The 21,362-nt window shown below is 64.6% G+C and carries 18 protein-coding genes; 12 read left to right on the top strand and 6 right to left on the bottom strand.

Annotation, left to right across the window (positions count from 1 at the left end; translation table 11 throughout):
• Positions 1-29: 29 nt before the first annotated feature.
• A complete protein-coding gene (locus tag AX703_RS13100; protein WP_062344638.1) occupies positions 30-1,445 on the bottom strand; it encodes a sugar porter family MFS transporter in 1,416 nt (471 codons plus the stop codon).
• Positions 1,446-1,702: 257 nt separating this feature from the next.
• Here AX703_RS13100 and AX703_RS13095 point away from each other — a divergent pair, with 257 nt between their 5' ends.
• A complete protein-coding gene (locus tag AX703_RS13095) occupies positions 1,703-2,755 on the top strand; it encodes a LacI family DNA-binding transcriptional regulator (RefSeq protein WP_062344636.1) in 1,053 nt (350 codons plus the stop codon).
• Here AX703_RS13095 and AX703_RS13090 read toward each other — a convergent pair whose 3' ends face one another.
• From AX703_RS13090 to AX703_RS13075, 4 genes are read right to left on the bottom strand one after another with little or no spacing between them, the layout of a single operon-like run.
• Positions 2,756-4,654, bottom strand: coding sequence for a sialate O-acetylesterase (locus tag AX703_RS13090; RefSeq protein WP_062344633.1), 1,899 nt, complete (start codon positions 4,652-4,654; stop codon positions 2,756-2,758).
• Positions 4,654-5,544 (bottom strand): SMP-30/gluconolactonase/LRE family protein, encoded by an 891-nt coding sequence (locus AX703_RS13085; protein WP_369821019.1) that lies wholly within the window; start codon positions 5,542-5,544, stop codon positions 4,654-4,656. The genes AX703_RS13090 and AX703_RS13085 overlap by 1 nt, the downstream gene beginning before the upstream one ends.
• Complete coding sequence (locus tag AX703_RS13080) at positions 5,535-6,293, bottom strand: SDR family NAD(P)-dependent oxidoreductase (RefSeq protein ID WP_156452054.1); 759 nt, start codon at positions 6,291-6,293, stop codon at positions 5,535-5,537. Before AX703_RS13080 ends, AX703_RS13085 begins: the two co-directional genes overlap by 10 nt.
• Before the next feature lie 54 nt (positions 6,294-6,347).
• A complete protein-coding gene (locus tag AX703_RS13075; RefSeq protein WP_231735529.1) occupies positions 6,348-7,472 on the bottom strand; it encodes a fumarylacetoacetate hydrolase family protein in 1,125 nt (374 codons plus the stop codon).
• Between the two features lie 234 nt (positions 7,473-7,706).
• On the opposite strand from AX703_RS13075, the gene AX703_RS13070 reads away from it, so the two are divergent.
• The 11 genes from AX703_RS13070 (at position 7,707) to AX703_RS13020 (ending at position 20,337) form a co-directional block, all read left to right on the top strand.
• Positions 7,707-9,692 (top strand): alpha-glucuronidase family glycosyl hydrolase, encoded by a 1,986-nt coding sequence (locus AX703_RS13070; protein ID WP_369821020.1) that lies wholly within the window; start codon positions 7,707-7,709, stop codon positions 9,690-9,692.
• 85 nt (positions 9,693-9,777) lie between these two features.
• A complete protein-coding gene (locus tag AX703_RS13065) occupies positions 9,778-10,977 on the top strand; it encodes a cytochrome P450 (RefSeq protein ID WP_062344712.1) in 1,200 nt (399 codons plus the stop codon).
• 146 nt (positions 10,978-11,123) lie between these two features.
• Complete coding sequence (locus AX703_RS13060; RefSeq protein ID WP_231735528.1) at positions 11,124-12,584, top strand: SRPBCC family protein; 1,461 nt, start codon at positions 11,124-11,126, stop codon at positions 12,582-12,584.
• Positions 12,584-13,102 carry a nuclear transport factor 2 family protein gene (locus AX703_RS13055; RefSeq protein WP_062344626.1) on the top strand — a complete coding sequence of 173 codons (519 nt, stop codon included), beginning with the start codon at positions 12,584-12,586 and terminating at the stop codon, positions 13,100-13,102. The genes AX703_RS13060 and AX703_RS13055 overlap by 1 nt, the downstream gene beginning before the upstream one ends.
• Before the next feature lie 22 nt (positions 13,103-13,124).
• Positions 13,125-14,459, top strand: a complete 1,335-nt coding sequence (locus AX703_RS13050) for an SRPBCC family protein (protein WP_062344624.1) — start codon at positions 13,125-13,127, stop codon at positions 14,457-14,459.
• A gap of 127 nt (positions 14,460-14,586) precedes the next feature.
• A complete protein-coding gene (locus AX703_RS13045) occupies positions 14,587-15,138 on the top strand; it encodes a VOC family protein (protein ID WP_052242608.1) in 552 nt (183 codons plus the stop codon).
• An 80-nt stretch (positions 15,139-15,218) separates the two neighbouring features.
• Positions 15,219-15,653, top strand: coding sequence for a nuclear transport factor 2 family protein (locus AX703_RS13040; RefSeq protein ID WP_062344622.1), 435 nt, complete (start codon positions 15,219-15,221; stop codon positions 15,651-15,653).
• Between the two features lie 213 nt (positions 15,654-15,866).
• Positions 15,867-17,213, top strand: a complete 1,347-nt coding sequence (locus AX703_RS13035; protein WP_062344708.1) for an SRPBCC family protein — start codon at positions 15,867-15,869, stop codon at positions 17,211-17,213.
• Positions 17,214-17,429: 216 nt separating this feature from the next.
• Entirely contained in the window at positions 17,430-19,172 is a 1,743-nt protein-coding gene (locus AX703_RS13030) for an FAD-dependent oxidoreductase (protein ID WP_062344619.1), read from the top strand.
• Positions 19,169-19,564, top strand: a complete 396-nt coding sequence (locus AX703_RS13025; protein ID WP_062344618.1) for a hypothetical protein — start codon at positions 19,169-19,171, stop codon at positions 19,562-19,564. Before AX703_RS13030 ends, AX703_RS13025 begins: the two co-directional genes overlap by 4 nt.
• The gene (locus tag AX703_RS13020; protein WP_039336777.1) at positions 19,561-20,337 is read left to right on the top strand and encodes an SDR family NAD(P)-dependent oxidoreductase; all 777 of its coding nucleotides are present in this window, start codon (positions 19,561-19,563) and stop codon (positions 20,335-20,337) included. Before AX703_RS13025 ends, AX703_RS13020 begins: the two co-directional genes overlap by 4 nt.
• On the opposite strand, the gene AX703_RS13015 is transcribed toward AX703_RS13020, so the two are convergent.
• A complete protein-coding gene (locus AX703_RS13015) occupies positions 20,334-21,335 on the bottom strand; it encodes a LacI family DNA-binding transcriptional regulator (protein ID WP_062344616.1) in 1,002 nt (333 codons plus the stop codon). The genes AX703_RS13020 and AX703_RS13015 overlap by 4 nt on opposite strands.
• Between the last annotated feature and the right edge of the window lie 27 nt (positions 21,336-21,362).

Raw genomic sequence — 21,362 nt, 5'->3', positions numbered from 1 at the left:
CCCCGGTCGTATTCTTCACCTGCGACGGATCAGTGCCCGCCCCAGCCTTCCATCTGCTCCAGTTCCTTGCCCTTGGTCTCGGGCAGGAAGGCCTTGACCAGCCAGAAGCTCACCGCCGCGCTCACGGTGTAGAGCACGTAAGTTTCGGCAAGGCCCAGACCGCTCGCCATCGCGGGGAAGCTCTGCACCACTGCATAGTTCGCGCCCCACTGCGCCAGGCCGCACACCGCCAGGGCCGATCCGCGCAGCTGGTTGGGGAACATCTCGCCCAGCATGACCCACATCACCGGGCCCCAGCTGACGTTGAAGAAGATCACGTAGATGTTGGCTGCAATCACCGCGATCATGCCCAGCGACGGGTCCATCTGCAGTGCCCCGGCCGCATCCAGCGTCCCTTGCGAGAACGCCCAGCTCATCGCGCCCAGCGCCAGCGTCATGCCGGCGGAACCGACCAGCAGCAGCGGCTTGCGCCCCACCTTGTCGACCAGCGCCATCGTGATGAAGCAAGCCGCGATCGAGACCACGCCCGAGATGATGTTGCGTTCGAGCGCGGCTTTTTCAGATACGCCCGCCAGCTTCCACAGCGTCTCGCCGTAATAGAAGATCACGTTGATGCCGACGAACTGCTGGAACACGGCAATGATCAGGCCAGCCCACACGATCGGGCGCAGCACCGTGCCGGGCGCAAGCACATCTGCAAGGCGCGGGCGGTGATCGGTCGCGAACGAGGCGCGGATTTCCTCGACCTTGCGGCTCGCTTCGGTCTCGCCGAAAATGCGCGTCAGCACGGCCTCGGCGTCATCGGCGCGGCCACTGCTCACCAGATAGCGCGGGCTTTCCGGGATGAACTGCAAGGCCACAAGGAACACCACCGCCGGCACCGCCTGCGCCAGGTACATCCAGCGCCACGCCGGAACGCCCGCCAGCTCGCCGAGCGAATCCCCGGCCTGCTGCGCCAGCACATAGTTGACGACGAAGGCCGCGGTGAGGCCGGTGATGATCATCACCTGCTGCACACTCGTCAGTCGGCCGCGAATCGCAGCAGGGGCAACCTCGGAGATATAGGCCGGGGACAGCACGCTGGCCGCGCCCACCGCCATGCCGCCGAGGAAGCGGAACACCACGAACAGCGCGTGATTGCCCGTCAGCCCCTGCACCAGCGCACCGACCAGGAACAGGATCGCCGCCAGCACCATGATGCGCTTGCGCCCGAAGCGGTCGGCCAGACGGCCTGCCATGAACGCGCCGGCAGCACAGCCGACGAGCAACGAGCCAACGGTAAAGCCCAGGCCATTGTCGTCGAGCGCGAAAGCCGCCTTGAGGCCGGCCTGCGTCCCGTTCACCGCGCCGCTGTCGTACCCGAACAGCAATCCGCCGATTGTCGCCACCGAGACGATTGCGCCGACAAGCGCCATGTTGACCCGGTCCTGCTGCACTGCAGCCATTTCCCTCTCCCAACTCGTTGAACTGGCCCGGACATTGCCATGCGCGATGCACAGCGTCGACGGCCCTGTTTACGTTCTCACCAGTTATCCCGGCCAGTCGCCTGGCGCGGCCACCGTTCATTTGATAGCGCTACCTTTGTATCCGAAGCCGAGCAGCATGCAAGCGCCAATTGCGTTTAAGTCTGCTTTATTCACAAACCCGCTTGCAAAGGGGATGTTGCAGCGTCAGGACTTCACGCAACGGGAGCCTGCAGAACATGAATGATACCAAGTCCCGCCGCAGCGCCGGACGTCCCACGGTCAACGATGTGGCGCGCCTCGCGCAATGCTCGCCGATGACGGTCAGCCGTGTCGTCAATGGCGGTTCCGGCGTGCGAGAGGAGACGCGTCTCGCGGTTGAAGCGGCAATAAAGCAGCTCAATTATGCTCCCAACCGCGCCGCGCGCAGTCTCGCCGGCGCCTCGCAACTGCGCATCGCCCTGCTCTACGCCAACCCTTCAGCCTCCTATCTCAGCGAGCTGCTGATCGGTTGCATGGACGCCGCAACCCGTCTCGATGCACACCTCATGGTCGAACGCTGCGAACCGGAAACGGATCAGTCGAAGATGATTGCGCGTCTTGTCGACAGTGCGGTCGATGGCTTCCTGCTGCCCCCGCCCTTGTGCGATGATACCGCCCTGCTTGCCCGTCTCCGCCGCGCCGGCACGCATGCGGTGCTGATTGGACCGGGGCAGGCCGAGGCGCACCACGGCGTCGTCATGATCGACGATTACCAGGCCGCCTACGACATGACGAAGCACATCCTCGGCCTCGGCCACAAGCGGATCGGCTTCATCATCGGCAACCCGCAGCAATCCGCCAGCGCCCTGCGCCTCGCCGGATTCCGCGATGCCATGGCCGAAAGCGGCGCCACTGTTGATCCGGCGCTCGTGCAGCAGGGTCACTTCACCTATCGTTCCGGCCTTGATGCGGCGATGGACATGCTCGCCCTGCCATCCCGCCCCACCGCAATCTTCGCCTCGAACGATGACATGGCCGCAGGCTGCGTCGCCGCTGCCCATCGCAACGATCTCGAAGTTCCGCACGACCTTACCGTCTGCGGATTCGACGATACCGCCTTTGCCTCGAACATCTGGCCGGAATTGACCACGATCCGCCAGCCGATCCGCCAGATGGCGGAAACTGCGCTTGATCTTCTGGCACAGGAAATCCGTGCCGAGCGGGCATCGGAAAAGATCAGGCCACGCCTGGCCACGCTCGACTACGAACTGGTCCGCCGCGAATCCGATGCGGCCCCGCCACAAGGCTGATCAGCGCACCACGTCCAGCGCAAACCCCGGCACGGCCTGCGCGCGCCCGTCGAACAGATTGACCACCGGGTTATCGGCCCAGCCGTAGCGAACTTTCGCCGCCGGCTTGCCATCGGTGGCCAGGACCACCGCATCGCCATCAACGCGGCCCGGTGCGAACCGGCAGGCGCCAGCGGCGTCGCACAGTTCGAACCCGATCGCGGTGTCGGAACTCCAGGCGTGAAGCCCGCCCTCGATGCCGCTGAAGGAAACCCGCACCGTGCTGCCTTCCGCCTTCGCCGCAAGTGGCATCGGCAAGGCCTTGCCTTGCGCGCCCATCGCCAGCCGCTGCGCCACCAGCAGCTTGTTGGCCGGATGAATGTCGGTCCGCTCCCCAAGATCGATGGCCGTCGCAAGGAACGCCTTCGGATCGTCGACAACGATCTGCCGCTGCACGTTGCGCGTTTGCGCCCAGCCGCTTTCGACCGGCTTGTCCGAAGCGGGACCATAATTGGCAAGCTGCACGATGCCGACCTTCAGCTCCGGTCCGAACTGCGCGCGCCATCCGGCAATCAGTCCCTTCATCCGGCGCGCGTAGTCCGCCGTGTCGACATCGCTCTCGCCCTGGTACCAGGCCGCGCCATCCATCGCGAAGTGTCCCAGCGGCGCGATCATGCGATTGTGCATCAGCCCGATGCCGGCATTGGCATCCCACGGTGCACGCGGCGGATAGGTCCTGGTCGGCGCGATGGCATAGCGCCAGCCCTCGCCCAGCGGCAGCTTCTCGCCCCCCGCCTGCGTCAGGAACAACCGCTCCGGGGCGCTGGCAAAGCCGCCGTTGCCATAAGTATTGGTCACCGCGACCATGATCTCGTTCACGCCGGACTTCAGGAACTTGGGCGGCACCGCATAGGCGCGCTCCTCGTCCCAGCCGAAGGTATTGCCCACCGCATGGCCGTTGACGAAGGTCATGTCCATGTCATCGAGCACGCCCAGCGCCAGCGTAACGCCCGCCTTGGCTTGCGCTGCGGTCAGCGTCACTTGCCGCCGCATCCACACCGTTCCTGTCGGCTTGGCAGCAAGAGGCGTAGCGTCCCAGGCCAGCCAGCCCTTGATGGATGGAACCGGCTGCCACTGCAGGGCATCGGGCTTTGTCCACGGAGTGCTACCGCCGCTCTCGCCCCCGTACCATGCCGTCCAGCGCGGCGCGAACTGCGTAACGGCCGCCAGCTTGTTCTTGGCGAACAGGCCGAGCAGCGCCATCTCCTGCGCGCCGCCGATCTCGGCCCCGGCTGCAGGGTCGAGCCATGGGGTCACCTTCGATCCACCCCAACTGGCGTGAATCGCGCCAATCGGCACGCCGCGCGCCCGGCGCAATTCACGCGCCATGAACCAGCACACCGCAGAGAAGCCGCCGCTCGTCTCCGGACCCGAAACCGCCCAGCGCGTCACCTTGCCGAATTCGCGCTCGGGCAGGTAGGACATCGCCTTTGGCACCTGCAGCAGGCGCAGTGCAGGATCGGCGGACATCGCCACTTCCATGCCACCGTTCAGCGCGCGAGAAAGCTGGAACTCCATGTTGGACTGGCCCGAACACAGCCACACATCCCCGACGAGCAGGTCGGCAACAGTCACGGACTCGGAACCTGAAGTTACCTTGAGGTCGATCGATTCCGCCGAAGCCTTGCGCGCCGGGAAGTTCAGTGCAAAGGCACCGTCAGCCCCGGCCTTGGCTTCGGCCTGCTCGGAACCCAGAGTTCCCGATACGACCGCGCCTGCTGCTGCACGCCCTTCGACCACCACCAGCCGATCGCGCTGGATCACCGCATGATCGCTCCACACCGCGCCCAACTCCAGCGCGGGTGCGGCCATCGCTGGTGCGGAGACGCCCGCGGCCAGCACCACCAGCAATGGCCGCATCACGCCCTGAACTCCGCGAGCGGGGCGGCAAAGCCCGGCACTGCCACATCAAACGCGAACAGGTCGCCCGCCATGGGCTGCGCGGCCAGTGCCTCGCTGTCCAGACCTTTGCGCGCGGTCGTCACGAAGGCGGTCTTCAAGTCCGTGCCGCCTAATGCCAGCTTCGTCACATTGGCGACGGGCAGGTCAACCTTCTGCAGCAGCTTGCCCTCGGGCGAATAGCGCGCCACGCCCCAGCCGTTCCACAACCCGGTCCAGACACACCCTTCCGCATCGCACACCGGCCCATCGGCATAAGCCTCGGGAAAATCGTCGGACACTTGCGCAAAGACCCGCGCTGCCCCGACGCTGCCGTCTTGGGCCAGGTCCGCCACATGAATTGTCCGGGCAAGCGTATCGGTGAAATAGAGCTTCGTCCCGTCGGGCGATACCGCCGGACCATTGGTGATGCACACCCCGTCCGGCCCTTGCGCCACCACTTCGCGGACATGGGCGCGGTAAAACCGCCCGCTCGGCGCTTCCTCGCCGTCATCCATCGAACCGAACCAGACGCGGCCCTGCAAGTCGACGCAGGCATCGTTGAGGCGGTTGCCCTCAGGCTCCCCCGGAACATCCGCCACGTGTACGCTCGTGCCCAGCGCCGGATCGAACAGGTGCAACCCGTCCTTCATCCCCGCCAGCAGCCTGCCACCGGTGGCAGGCACCACCCAGCCGACCTGCTCATGCACGCCGAAGCTTTCGTGCCGCCCGGTAGCAGGATCGAAGCTGTGGATGCGCCTGTTCTTGATGTCCACGAACCACAGGCACTCTCGCGCCGCGTCCCACACCGGCCCTTCGCCCAGCGTGCAGCCAAGCTCCAGAACCCGCCGCACAGCTGCCATCACCGCCATCCCCCGTCGACCCAGTATTCGTGCCCGGTGCAGAACCGCGCATCGTCAGAGGCAAGGAACAGGGCCATGGCGGCGATGTCAACCGGCTGGAGCCGGCCCTTGAGGCATTGCGCCGAAACGATTTCCGCCTCGCCTTCCGGCGTGTACCAGCGCATCTGCCGCTCGGTCTGCACGTTGCCGGGAATGATGGTGTTCACGCGGATGTTATAGGGCCCAAGCTCGCGCGCCAGGCTGCGGGTCAAGCCTTCCACACCGGCCTTGGCAATCTGGTAGAGCGCCAGTTCATCCAGCCCTAGGTGCCACGAGATCGACCCGAGGTTGAGGATCACCCCCCCGCCATTGGCCTTCATGTCCGGCCACACTGCCTGCGAGGCAAAGAACTTGTGCTTCAGGTTCACCGCCAGCCGCTCGTCCCAATAGGCCGGGGTGATATCGTCGAGCACGTGCCGGTCGTCACTGGCGGCGTTGTTCACCAGAACGTCGCAACCGCCAAGCTCGTCGACCAGCGCTGTCATCGCCGCGCCCAGTCCTTCGACATCCGATACGTCCTGCACTTTCAGCACCGGAACGTGGTGCGCGGAACCCAGCCGCGCGATGAGTTCCCTTGCGGGATCTTCCTGTATGTCGATGAAGCCCACTTGCGCGCCCTGCAGGGCAAAGCCCTCCACGATCCCCTCGCCGATGCCGCTCGCACCGCCGGTCACGATCACGCGCTTGTCGCGCAAGCTGGGGTATTGCGCCGCCATCAGCCGCGGCTCTGCCTGCTGGCCCGCAGCGTGATTGGCAAGGGTATGCGCGGCCATTCAGATCTTCTCCACCAGGCCGCGCGCGGCCAGATTGCGTATGTATGCGCCAATGCCCATCGTCCACTTGGGCGCATCGCGCGATGTCGTGACGGTGTTGCTCAGCGCGCCGAGCCGATCGGAACGGATCGTCACCACATCGCCCACCTTGTGGGTAAAGCCGCCGCCCGGCTCGTCGCGGTCCTGCACCGGGGCAAACAGCGTGCCGCAGAACAGCACGAAGCCATCGGGATAGCTGTGCTCGCTCATCGTCTGGCGGACCAGTTCCAGCGGATCGCGGCTGATCTCGGTCATGCGGTTGGTGCCTTCCATGCGGAAGTTGTCGGTGCCCTCGACCACCAGTTCCACTTCAGCGGCGCGCACGTCCTCGATGCCGAAGCCCTCGTCGAACAGGCGGATGAACGGCCCGATCGCGCAGGACGCCGTGTTGTCCTTCGCCTTCGACAGCAACAGCGCAGATCGCCCTTCGAAATCGCGCAGGTTCACATCGTTGCCCAGCGTCGCGCCGACAACTTCACCAGCGCCATCGCACACCAGCACCACTTCAGGCTCAGGATTGTTCCAGCTCGAATCCGACCGCACGCCGATCAGCGCTCCGTGCCCGACGGTCGACAGCACCGGCGATTTCGAGAAGACCTCGGCATCCGGCCCGATCGCGACTTCGAGATATTGCGACCACATGCCCTGCGCAATCAGCGCCGCCTTGAGCGCCATCGCCTCCTCGCTGCCGGGCACGACGGCGCGGATACCGGCACCCACCGTATCTTCCAGACCTTGGCGGATACTGGCCGCAGCGGCGGCATCGCCACGCGCACGCTCCTCGATCACCCGTTCGATAGCGCTAACAGCAAAGGTCACGCCACAGGCCTTGACGCACTGCAAGTCTATCGGCGAAAGCAGGGACCACCCCTCGGGCAAGCCATCCTCAATGGCACCGAGATCGCTTCCCCCCGCGAAAGTGCGGCGCGCAATCGCGCCCGACACGGAACTGGCCGTCTGCGTGATGTCGAGGATGCGGCCATCGCGCAAAACGATGACATGCGGCCCGTCAGGCGCTTCGGCCCGACCGATGAAAACGCCATCCGCGTAGTCGCGTGGCAGGCAAGCCGTGAGACCCAAACCCATCAAAACATCCCCCGGCATCCCATTGTCTGATAGCGCTACCTTAGATGGTCGGCGACGCAAGATCAAGAGCGCCTGACCTGATTTTCAGCATTGCAGGTTTGGCAAGGGCGACCCGGAGCCCCCAGGCATTTGCATCAGCTCCGACACACTGATACCGCTATCATAAATCGGGCCGGAAACCCCTGCAGAGAGGATCGGGAAATGACACGCCTGCGTGCAGCAATCGCCCTCGTGATGGCAACCTTGGCGTGCCTTGCCGCAGACACAGCGAGCGGGGCAGAAATCGAAGTCCCCCGCCGCTCCTCCACCATTGACCGCGCCGCTGCCGAATTGCGCCGCAGCCTGCCTCACCTGCCAGCCGCCGTGATGCTGGCCACCAGCAACGCCTCGCATCTCGCCTTGCTTGATCTCGATACGCGGGCGCTCGGCCATGAAGGCTATCTGATTCGCGAAGTCAGGATCGGCAACCGCGCTGTCATCCTCGTCACCGGCAACAGCGATGTCGCCGTGCTCTACGGCGCTTTTGCCCTGCTGCGCCATGTTCGCGCGAGCGAATCGACCGCAGCCATCAACATCGCGTCTGCCCCCGCAATTCCGCTGCGCCTGCTCAACCACTGGGACAACCTCGATGGTTCGGTCGAACGCGGCTATGCCGGGCAATCCTTGTGGGACTGGTGGACCCTGCCTGACTTCAAGGACCCGCGCTATGATGATTACGCCCGCGCCAATGCCTCGATCGGCATCAACGGCACCGTGCTCAACAACGTCAATGCCAAGGCCGAAAGCCTCACCGCGCCCTATCTCGCCAAGGCCGCCGCGCTAGCTGACGTGTTCCGCCCATGGGGCATCCGGGTCTATCTCACGGCGCGCTTTTCCGCGCCGATCGAACTTGGCGGCCTCAAGACTGCCGATCCGCGCGATCCGGCGGTCGCTGCGTGGTGGCAGGCCAAGGCCGACGAGATCTACCGCTTGATCCCCGATTTCGGTGGCTTTCTGGTCAAGGCCAACAGCGAAGGCCAGCCCGGCCCGCGTGATTATGGCGCCAGCCACGCCGATGGTGCCAACATGCTCGCCGCCGCGCTGCGTCCCCACGGCGGAACCGTCGTGTGGCGCGCCTTCGTCTATGCCGATACTGACCCGACCGACCGCGCCAAGCAGGCTTACAGCGAATTCCGACCGCTCGACGGCAAATTCGCGGATAACGTCATCGTTCAGGTCAAGAACGGCCCGATCGATTTCCAGCCGCGCGAACCTGTACACCCGCTATTCGGCGCCATGCGGCGTACAAGACTGGCTGCGGAATTCCAGATCACCAAGGAATACCTCGGCTTTGCCACGCACCTCGCCTACCTCGGCCCCCTGTTCGAGGAAGCGCTCGATACGCCAACCGGCCAGGCCCCGGGTCAGACCGTGGCGGCAACGCTCGGCGCGATCTCGGGCGTAGCCAATATCGGCCGCGATCGCGATTGGGCGGGCAGCACTTTCAATCAGGCCAACTGGTATGCCTTCGGTCGTCTCGCCTGGGATCCGAAGCTTTCATCGCAGACAATTGCGCGCGAATGGTCGCGGCAGACCTTCGGCAATGATGCGCAAGTCACCGATACGGTCACAGCGATGATGCTGCGCTCGCGCGAGGCGGTCGTCGATTACACCGGTCCGTTCGGGCTTGCCCACCTGTTCGGCCCCGATCATCACTATGGCCCCGGCCCGTGGATTGCCGATCTCAAGCGGCCCGAATGGAATCCGGTCTACTATCACCGCGCCGACTCAGATGGCATCGGCTTTGACCGCACGGCTTCCGGCAGCAACGCCATTGGGCAATATGCCCCGACCATCGCCGCACGCCTCGCCCGCCCCGAAATCACGCCGCCGCAGTTCCTGCTGTGGTTCCACCATCTGCCATGGACCTATCCGATGCCCGGTGGAGAGACGCTGTGGTCGGCCGTGGTCCGCCGCTATGATCATGGCGTTGCCGAAGTTGAAGCCATGCGCAAACAGTGGGCCACGCTGAAATCGCGCGTGGATGCCGAGCGTTGGGCCAAGACTGACGCCTACCTCGGCATTCAGGCCCGCGAGGCGCGCTGGTGGCGCGATGCCAGCCTCACCTACTGGATGTCGCTCAACCACCTGCCCCTGCCCGCCGGTTCACCACCGCCCGCGCACGACCTTGCGTGGTACAAGCAGCAACGCTTCCCATTCGCCCCCGGAGCACCACACTAGGCATCTCACCTATCCAAAACGCCAAGCGCGCCAGGGCCTGCTGTCCCGCATGATCATCGCAAAAGGATCAGGAGAGGATCAGGTCATGCAGCGCCCGTCGCACGTCCCCGCAGATCGGGTGGTCGATATCGACATCTATCTGCCGCCCGGGCTTGAAGCCCAAGGCTTCCATCGGGCCTGGTCTGCGCTTTCTGCCGACAATCCTGCCGTCGTCTGGACGCCGCGCAACGAAGGCCACTGGATTGCGCTGGGCGGCGAGGCCCTGCAGGAAGTCCAGTCCGATCCCGAACGCTTTTCCTCGCGTGTGATCGTCCTGCCAAAGTCGGTGGGCGAGATGCACGGCCTCATTCCCACCACCATCGATCCGCCCGAACATCGCCCCTATCGCCAGCTGCTCAACGCCCATCTCAATCCCGGCGCCATTCGCGGCCTGTCCGAAAGCATCCGCCAGACCGCCATCGACCTGATCGACAGCTTCGCGCACAAGGGCCACTGCAACTTCACCGCAGACTATGCCGAACAGTTCCCGATCCGGGTATTCATGGCACTGGTCGGCATCGATGCGGCAGAAGCTCCGAAGATCCGCCACTGGGCCGAATGCATGACAAGGCCGGGCATGGACATGACCTTTGACGAGGCCAAGGCCGTGTTCTTCGACTATGTCGGCCCTCTGGTGGATGCCCGCCGCGAAAATCCCGGCGAGGACATGATCAGCGCCATGCTCCATGCCGATCTTGGCGAAGGCCGCACGCTGAGCCGTGACGAGGCCCTGTCCATCGTCACGCAGGTGCTGATCGCGGGGCTCGACACTGTCGTCAACGTGCTCGGGTTCATCATGCGCGAGCTGGCGGAAAACCCGGCCCTGCGCGCCGATCTGAAGCAGCGCGGCAGCGATATCGCGCCGGTCGTCCACGAACTGTTCCGCCGCTTCGGCCTCGTCTCGATCGCCCGCGAAGTGCGCCATGACATCGCCGATTTCCATGGTGTCGCCCTGAAGGCGGGCGACATGATCGCCATCCCCACGCAAGTCCACGGGCTTGACCCGCGCGTCAATCCCGATCCCCTGGCCATCGACCCCGCCCGCAAGCGCGCCCGCCACTCAACCTTCGGCTCCGGCCCGCACATGTGCCCGGGGCAGGAACTCGCCCGCAAGGAAGTGGCGATCACGGTTGAGGAATGGCTGAAGCGCATCCCCGAATTCGCTCTGGGCGAAGGCTCCGACCTGTCCCCCGTCCCCGGCATCGTCGGCGCATTGCGCCGGGTAGAGCTTGTCTGGACTCCTTGAACCGCAAGACCGTCCTGCGTTGATCGTCACCCCGGGCAACGACCCGGGGTCCCGCTTTCTGTGCATCCACGCCCGAACCTAGCGCAACCGCTAGGTTGAGCCGACTCGCGCCTGCGTCCATAAAACAGGCAACACTGCCGGTTTTAATGAAGGCAGTCCCGGAGAGCCTGATGCTGGACGCGATCAACCCCCACGGACTGCCCGAGCCCGCCGTTGCGGATGACCTCGCCGCAATCCGCTGCCCGGACGCCCCGAGCGTCCAGCAGATCGTTGCGGCCGATGCGCTTCCCCCGCCCGCCGTGCTGACCATGGAAGAGCCTGTCTATCTCGGCAGCGCGCCGGTCAGCGTGAACCGCTATTTCGACCAGTCGATCTTCGAGGCCGAGATCGAGCGCATCTGGAAGCGCACCTGGCAGTGGGTCTGCCGCGAGGACCACATCCCCGAGCCGGGCGACTACTACACCTACGAAGTCGCCCACCTCTCCTGGGTCGTCGTCCGGCAGGAGGACATGTCGGTCCGCGCCTTCGTCAATTCCTGCCTGCACCGCTCGACCAAGTTCAAGCGCGGCGAAGGCGTCGGCTCGGGCGACAACTTGCGCTGCCCCTACCACGGCTGGACGTGGAACAACGACGGTACGCTCGCTTCCGTGCCCTGCGCCTGGGACTTCAGGCATATCGATCCGAAGACGGCCAACCTCCCCGAAGCGCGCGTCGGCCATTGGGGCGGGTTCATCTTCATCAATCCGAGCGCCGAGGGTCCCCAATTAGGCGGTGAGAGCCTCGAGGAATACCTCGCCCCCCTGCCCGAGCACTTCAAGGACTGGGACATCGCCGGGCGCCACGTCGCGGTTCACGTGGCGAAGGAACTGCCCTGCAACTGGAAGACCGCGCAGGAAGCCTTCCTCGAATCCTACCACGTGCTCGAAACCCATCCCCAGCTGCTGAAGGGCGTGGGCGATGCCAACGTGCAGTACGATTGCCATTCGGACCACGTGACCCGGTTCTATGCCGCCAGCGGCGTCAACTCCCCGCACCTCGCCACCCCCCTCAGCGAGGAAGAGCTCCTCGCCACGATGATCCTTGGCGACAAGGATTCCCGTGGCGAGGGCCTCACCGTCGGCCCCGGGGAAACCGCCCGAACCGTGATGGCCCGCCATCTGCGCAAGGTCATGGGCGAGGCCTATGGCTGCGATCTGTCGAAGGTCTCGGACAGCGAGATGATCGACACCATCGAATACCATGTCTTCCCCAACATGGTGCTGTTCCCGGGCCTGTCGCTGCCGATGGTCTATCGCTTCCGCCCGATCGGGACCGACCCCAACCGCACCCTGTTCGAAATCCTGTTCCTGCGCCCCAATCCCGAAGGTGGGCCGGCGCCCGAACCGGCCGAGCCCTTCCACGTCGCCGAGGACCAGAGCTACGCCACCGCTCCCGGCTTCGATCCTGCCATGGGCCACGTCTACGATCAGGACACCGACAACCTGCGCGCCCAGCAGCAGGGCTTCCGCGCCAGCGCGACAGGCGTTCAGCAGCTCGGCAACTATCAGGAATCGCGCATCCGCCACTTCCAGATGGTCGTCGACAAGTATCTGGCGGGGGAAGCCTGATGGCCTTCGACATCGAAGCCGAGTTGCGCGACCTCTGCGCCCGGCGCGACATCCATGATGCGCTGTGCCGCTACATGCGCGGGCAGGACCGATTGGACCCCGACCTCCACCGCAGCGCCTTCCATGATGACGCCTGGGTCGATTGCGGGCTCATGCAGGGCAGCGCCGACGAGTTTGTCAGCTTCGCGCAAGGGTTCCTCGCCGATCTCGATGGCAGCCAGCACGTCATCGGGCAGGCACAGATCAGCGTGCGGGGCGACGAGGCCAGCGGCGAGGTTTACTTCTACGCCTGGCACCGCATCCGCGAAGACGGCGAGCCCAAGGACCTCGTCGTCGCCGGACGCTATGTCGACGAGTATACCTGCAAGAATGGGGAGTGGCGTATCAGTCGCCGCCGCGAAATAGTGGACTGGGCGCGTACCGACCCGGCAGCCGACGGATTCCTTGAAGGCAATCCGCTGGTCCGGCCGGGACGGCGCGGAACGGACTTCAGCCAGACCCGAGACTGGCCGGTCTGAGACAGTATCAGAGGACGCCGAAATGACCGCTCAGGACAAGATTTCCCGCTATTCCCCGGAGTTCGACGTTGCCGTGCGCGGCGACACGATCACCGCCGACCGCTACATCACGCGCGAGTGGATGGAGCTGGAGAACAAGCACCTCTGGCCCAAGGTCTGGCACCTTGGCGGCGTGCTGGCCAATCTTGAGGAAGAGGGCGATTTCATCCGCCACAACTTCGGCAAGGAATCGGTCGTCATGGTCCGCCAGGCCGACGGTTCCGTGAAGGCGTTCTACAACACCTGCCCCCATCGCGGTAACCGCCTGGTGCTGGGCGATGTCGGTTCCGCCCCGCGCCTGACCTGCGGCTATCACGGCTGGCAGTTCGATCCCGATGGCACGCTGGTCCACGTGCAGGACCCGGACGACTTTGCCGGCGGCAACCCTTGCGGCAAGGTTACCCTGTCCGAACTGCGCTGCGACACCTGGGGCCCGTTCGTGTTCTGGTGCATGGACGATGACGTCGCCCCCCTTCACGAATGGCTGTGGCCCTATACCGAGCGGCTCGCCGGCTACAAGCTCGACAACTGGGTGCGCGTGCTCAATGTCTCGGCGGACTGCGACTTCAACTGGAAGATCATCCGCGACAACTTCAACGAGAGCTACCACCTCCCGACGATCCACCCCGAACTTGCCACCTTCATCAACGATGGCCTGCCGACCACCGTGTTCGAGATGTACGAGAACGGCCACAACGCGATGTGGATGATCGGCCATCAGGCCACCAGCCGCAAGGACTACGTGAGCGGCGACGTGCCGCCGGGCCTCTACGAAGCCGCGGAAGCCTGGGGCATCGATCCCAAGGAATACCGTGGCCGCACCGCCGACATCCGCGAGGCCGTGATCAAGGCCAAGCGCGAGCGCGGGGCCGACGAGGGCTACGACTACTCGTCGATGACCGACCAGCAGCTGGTGGACTACTTCCACTGCACGCTGTTCCCCAACCTGACGATCACGATGTCGCCCGAACAGTGCCAGATCCTGCGCACCGAACCGCACCCGACGGACCCCGAAAAGTGCGTGTTCCAGCACTGGTGCCTCTATCCGCCCAACGCGAAGATGGCCGAAGTCGTCACGCCCGTCGGCCCGGCGCCCCTCCGGCACGACGCGATCGCGCGCCATTCGGTCTATGGCGACGGCGTTTCATTGGGCTTTGTTGCGGATCAGGACCTGTCGATCGGCACCACGCAGCAGCAGGGCCTCAATTCGCGCGGCTTCAAGGGCTGCCTGCTGCCGGGCCAGGAAAAGCGCGTCCAGCGGTTCCATGAAAAGCTGAATGACATGGTGCTGGGGCATCCGACGGCAGCGCGGGAGTGATCTGATCACTGGCGCCCCCGCGCAGGCGGGGGCCTCGGTGTTGCTACAGAACGACAGCGTAAAACGACTGAGGCCCACGCCTGCGCGGGGGAGCAGGAAGGTTTTCCGCCTTGGAGAGGGACAAGGAATGAGCAACATCACCATCACCCCCGGCCAAACCGGCCCGCACGTCATGCAGGCAGCCTTCATCGTCGAGGACGTGGAAGAGGCGGCAAAGGCGTGGATCGCGGCAACCGGAATCGGGCCGTTCTTCATGGTCCCGCACATCGAACTGGCCGAGGCGACCTATCGGGGCGCACCTTCCGAAGGCATCGACTTCTCCGTTGCCCTCGCCCAGTCCGGCGGCGTGCAGATCGAACTGATCCAGCAGCACTGCGACCGCCCCAGCGCCTATCGCGATACCATCGCCAAGGGCCAGACCGGCTTCCACCATTTCTGCATCTACACCGCCGACTACGATGCCTGCCGCCAGCGCTATGTCGACCAGGGCTTTGCCGTGGCCATCGACGGCAAGTTCGGCGCGATGCGCTTCTGCTACGTCGACACGGCACCGGCGCTCGGCTGCATGATCGAGATTGTCGAAGAGGACGATAACCAGACCTCCGCCTTCACCCGCATCGCGCAGGGCGCCGCCGATTGGGACGGCGTGACCGACCCGATACGGCCCCTGTTCGATTAATATGTTCACGTAATGTTCCAAGCGATGTTTCCCCGGGGAAACATCCAACAAAGATAATAAGTATCTGAAAGGACACGACAATGAATTGCCCTATCGAGGATCGCCTGGCGATTCAGGACCTGATGATCGCCTATGCCCATGCGGTTGACACCATCGGCAATATCGATGGCATTCTCGATGTCTTTACCGAGGATGCGGTGTTTGACCTTTCCGGCATCGGCCTGACGCCGCAGGTGGGTCACGATGGCATCCGCGCCTTCTTCACCAACGTCTTCGCCAACATGGCGCATCACGCCCACTACCTGACCAACTTCGCGGTCACCGCCTACGACGGCGATACCGCCTCGATGCGCGCCTATGTGATCGGGATGGGACAGGGCAAGAATGGCAGCAGCGTGACTGTCAACGGTCGTTACTACTTCGACGTGCGCCGCACCGAAAAGGGCTGGAAGGCAACCCGCTACACGATGGACTTCCTGATGCCGCTGTCGGGCACGTTGGACAACGCGAAGTAAGATTGTGCCGGGTGGTGCCCACCCCGTCCGACTAGGTCCTGCTGCGCAGAACCAAGTCTCCCGGCCCTCCCGCCTGCGGGAGGGCGCCTATTCCCCCTTCTCGCTGGCGGGAGGGGTCGGGGGTGGGCACCCGCGCAAGCTGACGAAGAAAAGATAACTCGACCCAACCCCATCCGGCGCTCGGGGAGAACGCCGGTTACAGGAGTGCTGCACATGGCCACCTATATCCAGGTCCCCGAAGCCGATGCCCCCTACCCAACCCACGCCAGCGCGCAGTTCCCCGAACCGCGCGGCGATGCCATCACCGGTGACCGCTACTGGTCGAAGGAGTTTGCCGCGCTCGAATGGGAGCACATGTGGAAGCGCGTGTGGCATGTCGGTGGCCGGGAAAGCCAGCTCGAGGAGCCGGGCGACTTCATCACCCACAACTTCATGCGCCAGTCGGTCATCATGGTGCGCCAGAAGGACGGCGGCATCCGCGCCTTCCACAATGTCTGCCGCCACCGTGGCAACCGCCTTGTCACCGTTGAGGAAGGCGGCGTGGGCGAGCACTTCACCTGCCCCTATCACGGCTGGAAGTGGAACATAGACGGCGCGCTGGACTGGGTGCAGGACGAAGAGGATTTCCCGCAGGGCTCCCCTTGCGGCAAGTTGCGCATGAAGGAAGTGCCCTGCGAGACCTGGGGCGGCTTCATCTTCTACAGCTTCGATCCCAATGCCGTGCCGCTGATGGAATACCTCGATCCCATCCCCGCGCTGCTCGGAAATCGCGATCTCGCCAGCTGGAAGCGCGTGGTGTGGCGCACGCTGCGGGTCAACACCAACTGGAAGTTCGCTTCCGACAACTTCAACGAAGCCTACCACATCCCTGCGGTCCACCCGCAGTTCGAGGGCATGATCGACGATCACTACTCGACCACCGTGTTCGAAATGTACCCGACCGGGCACAATCGCATGATCGAGAAGCTGCAGCCTTCGAGCCGCTATCAGGACGCGCAGCAGATGAAACCGCTGTGGGCGCAAGTGCTCAAGGAGTGGGACCTCGATCCCGCAGCCTTCGAAGGCCGCGCACAGGAAGGCCGCCTCGCGCTGCAGCAGGCGCGGCGCAAGCTCGGGCCGGAGCGGGGCTACAAGCACTTCGAGAAGCTGGCCGATGACGAGCTGACCGACCAGTTCCACCACACCTGCTTCCCGAACCTGACGCTGACCGGCACGCCCGAAGGACTCCACGTATTCCGCACCGAACCGGACATGGAAGATCCCAACTGGTCAACCTTCGACTACTGGTATCTTGCGCCGGAAGTGGCCGGGGGCGCGGATGTGCCGACGCTTTATGGACTGCGCCCGTGGAAGGAAGCCGAGCATCAGAGCGGCGACTTTGACGCCTACAGCGCAGAGATCCCGCAGGGCGACTTCCTCATCCAGGATCTCGATGTGGCCGTGACGCAGCAGCAGGGCCTGCACTCACTCGGGCACGATGACGCCTATCTGGCACGGCAGGAAAACCGGGTGCGGCGGTTCCACGAGGTGATCAACGATTACATCGCGGGGCGCAGATGAATAAGCCCACCCCCGACCCCTCCCGCTTGCGGGAGGGGAGACGAAGGTAACGAGTACGCCCTCCCGCAGGCGGGGGAACTTCGATGTTGGTGCGTCCCCGCGCAGGCGGGGACCTCGGTGGTGTTACGGAAGGGTTCCGTAAAACGGCTGAGGCCCCCGCCTTCGCGGGGGAGCAGCAGCCCTAGAAATTAAAGAATTTGGACGGGAGAACAACCAATGACCCAACCCGCAAAGGGTATAGACCGGCGCCAGATGCTAGCAGGCGCTGGCCTGACCGCAGCAGTCGCCGCAACCGGCGGCATCGCCACGGCAGCACAGGCAGCAGACGCGCCCGCAGCAGGCTGGGACCATGAATGCGACGTCCTGTGCGTCGGCAGCGGCGCGGCGGCAGGGACTGCCGCCGTCACCGCGCTGGCTGCGGGCGCGAAAGTGATGATGGTCGAGAAGATGCCGATCCTTGGCGGCACCACCGCCAAATCAGGCGGCGTCACCTGGATCTTCAATCACTTCATCTTTCGCGAACAGGGCATTGAGGACCCCAAGGCCGATGCGCTGCGCTACGTCGTGCGTTATGGCTATCCGCGCCAGTACAACCCTAACAGCCCGACGCTGGGCCTTGATGAAAACCGTTACCGCGTGGTCGAGGCCTTCTATGACCATGGCTCTGCCGCGGTAGATCACCTGCGTGAGCTGGGCGCGGTGCAGTTCAAGCAGTTCCGCCTGTTCCAGGTGGACAAGCCCGCCCCGGACTATGCCGACCATCTGCCCGAGAACAAGGTGCCGACTGGCCGCGCGCTGGAACCGGCGGTGGGTTCGGGCTCGACCCAAGGCGGCGGCAGCCTTGCCTCGCAGATGCATGCATATCTGAAGGCCAAGGGCGTGCCGATCCTCACGCGGACCCGCGTTACCCGGCTGGTCAAGGATGGATCGGGCCGGGTGATCGGGGCCGAGGCCAAGCAGGGTGACAAGACCATCCGTATCAAGGCGAACAAGGGCGTGGTCTTTGGCACCGGTGGTTACAGCCACAACGTGCAGTTGTGCGATGTCCACCAGCCCGCCGTCTACGGCTCATGCTCGCTGCCGGGTTCGACCGGAGACTTTATTCCGATCGCGCAGGAAGCGGGCGCGATGATGGGCAACATGGGGCTTGGCTGGCGGACGCAGGTCGTGCTGGGCGAGGCGCTCAAGACGCGAGGCATCGGCCTTGGCGCCTTCGTTCTGCCGGGGGATTCGATGATCCTCGTCAACAAGTACGGCAAGCGCGTGGTCAACGAGAAGCGCGATTACAACGACCGCACGCAGGCCCACTTCTGGTATGACCCGGCGCACGAGGAATACCCCAACCATCTGATGTTCATGCTGTTCGACCAGCGCAGCATCGATGCCTTCGGTGGGGCCTTCCCCTTCCCGGTGAACAAAGCAGAGCAGCCACATCTGGTCGAAGGACAGACGTGGGACGAGGTCTTCGCCGGTATCGACGCACAGCTGGCAGCGTGGCAGGACCGGACTGGCGGCGCCCGCCTGGCGCCGGAATTCTCAAGCAATGCAAAGCAGTCAATCACGAACTTCAATGCTTACGCCAAGAAGGGCGTCGATCCCGAATTCGGGCGGGGGAAGTACCTGTACGACCGCGAATGGCACTTGTTGTTCTCGGCGCGTCGGCAAGGCACCAGCCAACCTGAAAACCCGTTCCCGAACAATACGATGCACCCGTTTTCTGCAAAAGGACCTTATTACGCGATCGTGCTCGCACCCGGCACGCTCGATACGGCGGGAGGTCCGCAGATCAATGCCGATGCGCAAGTGCTGGCTGCAAACGGGCAACCCATCCCGGGCCTCTATGCTGCCGGCAACTGCATCGCCGCGCCGACGGGCCAGGCCTATCTCGGCGCTGGCGGCACGATCGGTCCTGCGGTGACTTTCGGCTACATCGCCGGACGGCACGCGGTGTCGGCATGAAACAGCTTGCCTTGGGCGCTGCCCTGCTCGCTCTCGCCTTCTCGGCACGTGCTGAAGAACCTGCGCCAACCGTCTCGTATCAAACGGATATTGTGCCGATCCTGGAACAGAACTGTGCAACCTGCCACCTGACCGGCGAAGAGGCAGGGGGCATGTCGCTGGTTGGCGATGCGGCGATCGGCTTCCTTGTCGGCAAGCCTGCGGAAGGGGCGCCTGCGATCATGCGGGTGGCACCGGGCGCCCCGGACAAGTCCTATCTGGTGATGAAGCTGGAAGGTACGCATAACGATCATGGCGGACAGGGCGCGCGCATGCCCTTCGGCGGAGCGCCCTTGAACGAAACCGACATGGCCAAGATCCGCACGTGGATCGCACAGGGAGCTACATCGTGAATCCGAACCTCGTATCGCTTGAAGGCAAGGTCGCCATCGTTACCGGCGCGGGCGTGGGGATGGGCGCGGCAACCGCGCGCCTCCTCGCCGCGCGTGGGGCAAAGGTCATCGTCTCGGACATCAACGCAGACACCGCTGCCGCCACTGTCGCCGCGATCCGCGAGGCTGGAGGCAGCGCCCATGCCGTGCGCACGGACGTGGCCGACGAAGCCCAGGTCGAGGCGCTGGTGGCGGAAACGGTCGCCACGTTCGGCAGGCTCGATTGCGCGGTGAACAACGCCGCGATCACACCAGATGTCCTGCCGATCCACGAAGCCGACATGGCAGTGTTCGACAAGGTCCTGAGCGTCGACCTGCGCTCGGTCATGCTCTGCATGAAATACGAGATTCGCCAGTTGCTTGCGCAGGGCTCTTCAGGCTCGATCGTCAATATCGGGTCGGTCAGCTCGTTCCGTCCGCAGCCCAACAACGCGGCCTATGTTGCGGCCAAGCATGGCGTGATCGGCCTGACCAAGACCGGCAGTCTTGAATATGCCGGCAAGGGCATCCGCGTGAACGCGGTCCTGCCCGGCGCGATCGACACGCCGATGCTGCGTGGTGCGCTGGAGACGACCGGCTTCACCGAGGAAGAGTTCGCCCCCGCGCTCAGCCTGTTCGGGCGCTTCGGCAAACCGGAAGAGGTGGCAGAGGCAAGCGCGTGGCTGTGTTCGGACGCGGCGAGCTATGTCACCGGGCACAGCCTTGCGGTGGAAGGCGGCTACCTTACGCGCTAGGCGCTTTCGCGGGCGACGAGGCGGAAGCCGACATCGACCCAGCGCTCGGCCGGGGGCTGGTTCGGGCGGTGCTTGCGGATTGCGGCGATGGCCTCGCGCGCGATCCGGGCACCGTCCACCTCGACCGAGGTGATCGTGGGGCGCATCTCCCCGGCAATCGAGCTGTTGCCAAAGCCGACCACGGCAATGTCTTCAGGCACGCGAAGCCCGGCGGCCAGCGCCTCGACGATGACCCCTTGCGCGAGATAGTCCGAGCCGCAGACCACAACGTCGGGCATCTCGGGCAAACGGCGGACCTCGGCAAAGATGCGGCGGGCGTGCCCAAAGCTCGAGGGCACCTGCACGGAAGATTCACTGGGCGGTTCGTGCCCGGTTGCCTGCCATTCCTCGACGAAACCGGCGCGTCGCATATTGGCGCGTACACCTTCGGCGGTGACGACATGCGGACGGCGATAGCCGCGCGACATCAGGAAGCGTGCGATGTCACGCCCGGCGGCATGGTGCGAAAAGCCGACCGCCGTGCCGATCGGGTCTTCGGGCAGATCCCACATCTGGATGAACAAGGCGGGGCTGCGCCGCACCATGGCATCGACCTGCGGTGTGACTGGCCCGGTGAAGATGATCGCGTCGACTCGCCGGCTCAGGGCTGCGCGGATCAGGTCTTCGGTGCGCTTCTCCGAAACGCCGGTCAGGCCGAGCATGACCGTTGTCCCTGCTGCCGAAAGTTCTTCGACCATGGCCTGGATCGTATCGTTGAAGATCGAGTCGGTGAGATACGGAATCAGCACCGCGACCATCTTCGACCGGCTCGAGGCCAGGCCGCCCGCCAGCAGATTGGGAATGTAACCGGTTGCAGCGATCGCAGCACGGATGCGCTCTGCCGTACCCTTTGCCACGACCTCGGGATTATTGACGAAACGGCTTACGGTGGCGGTGGACACCCCAGCCATCGCCGCCACGTCGTCCAGTGTTGGCGTCTTGTCGATCGATGCGCTCATCCTGTCGACGCTAGCGCGACCGAGGGC

It is taken from the genome of Novosphingobium sp. CCH12-A3, assembly GCF_001556015.1.
Taxonomy (GTDB): Bacteria; Pseudomonadota; Alphaproteobacteria; order Sphingomonadales; family Sphingomonadaceae; genus Novosphingobium; species Novosphingobium subterraneum.
This window is presented reverse-complemented; position numbering and strand designations above follow the sequence as displayed.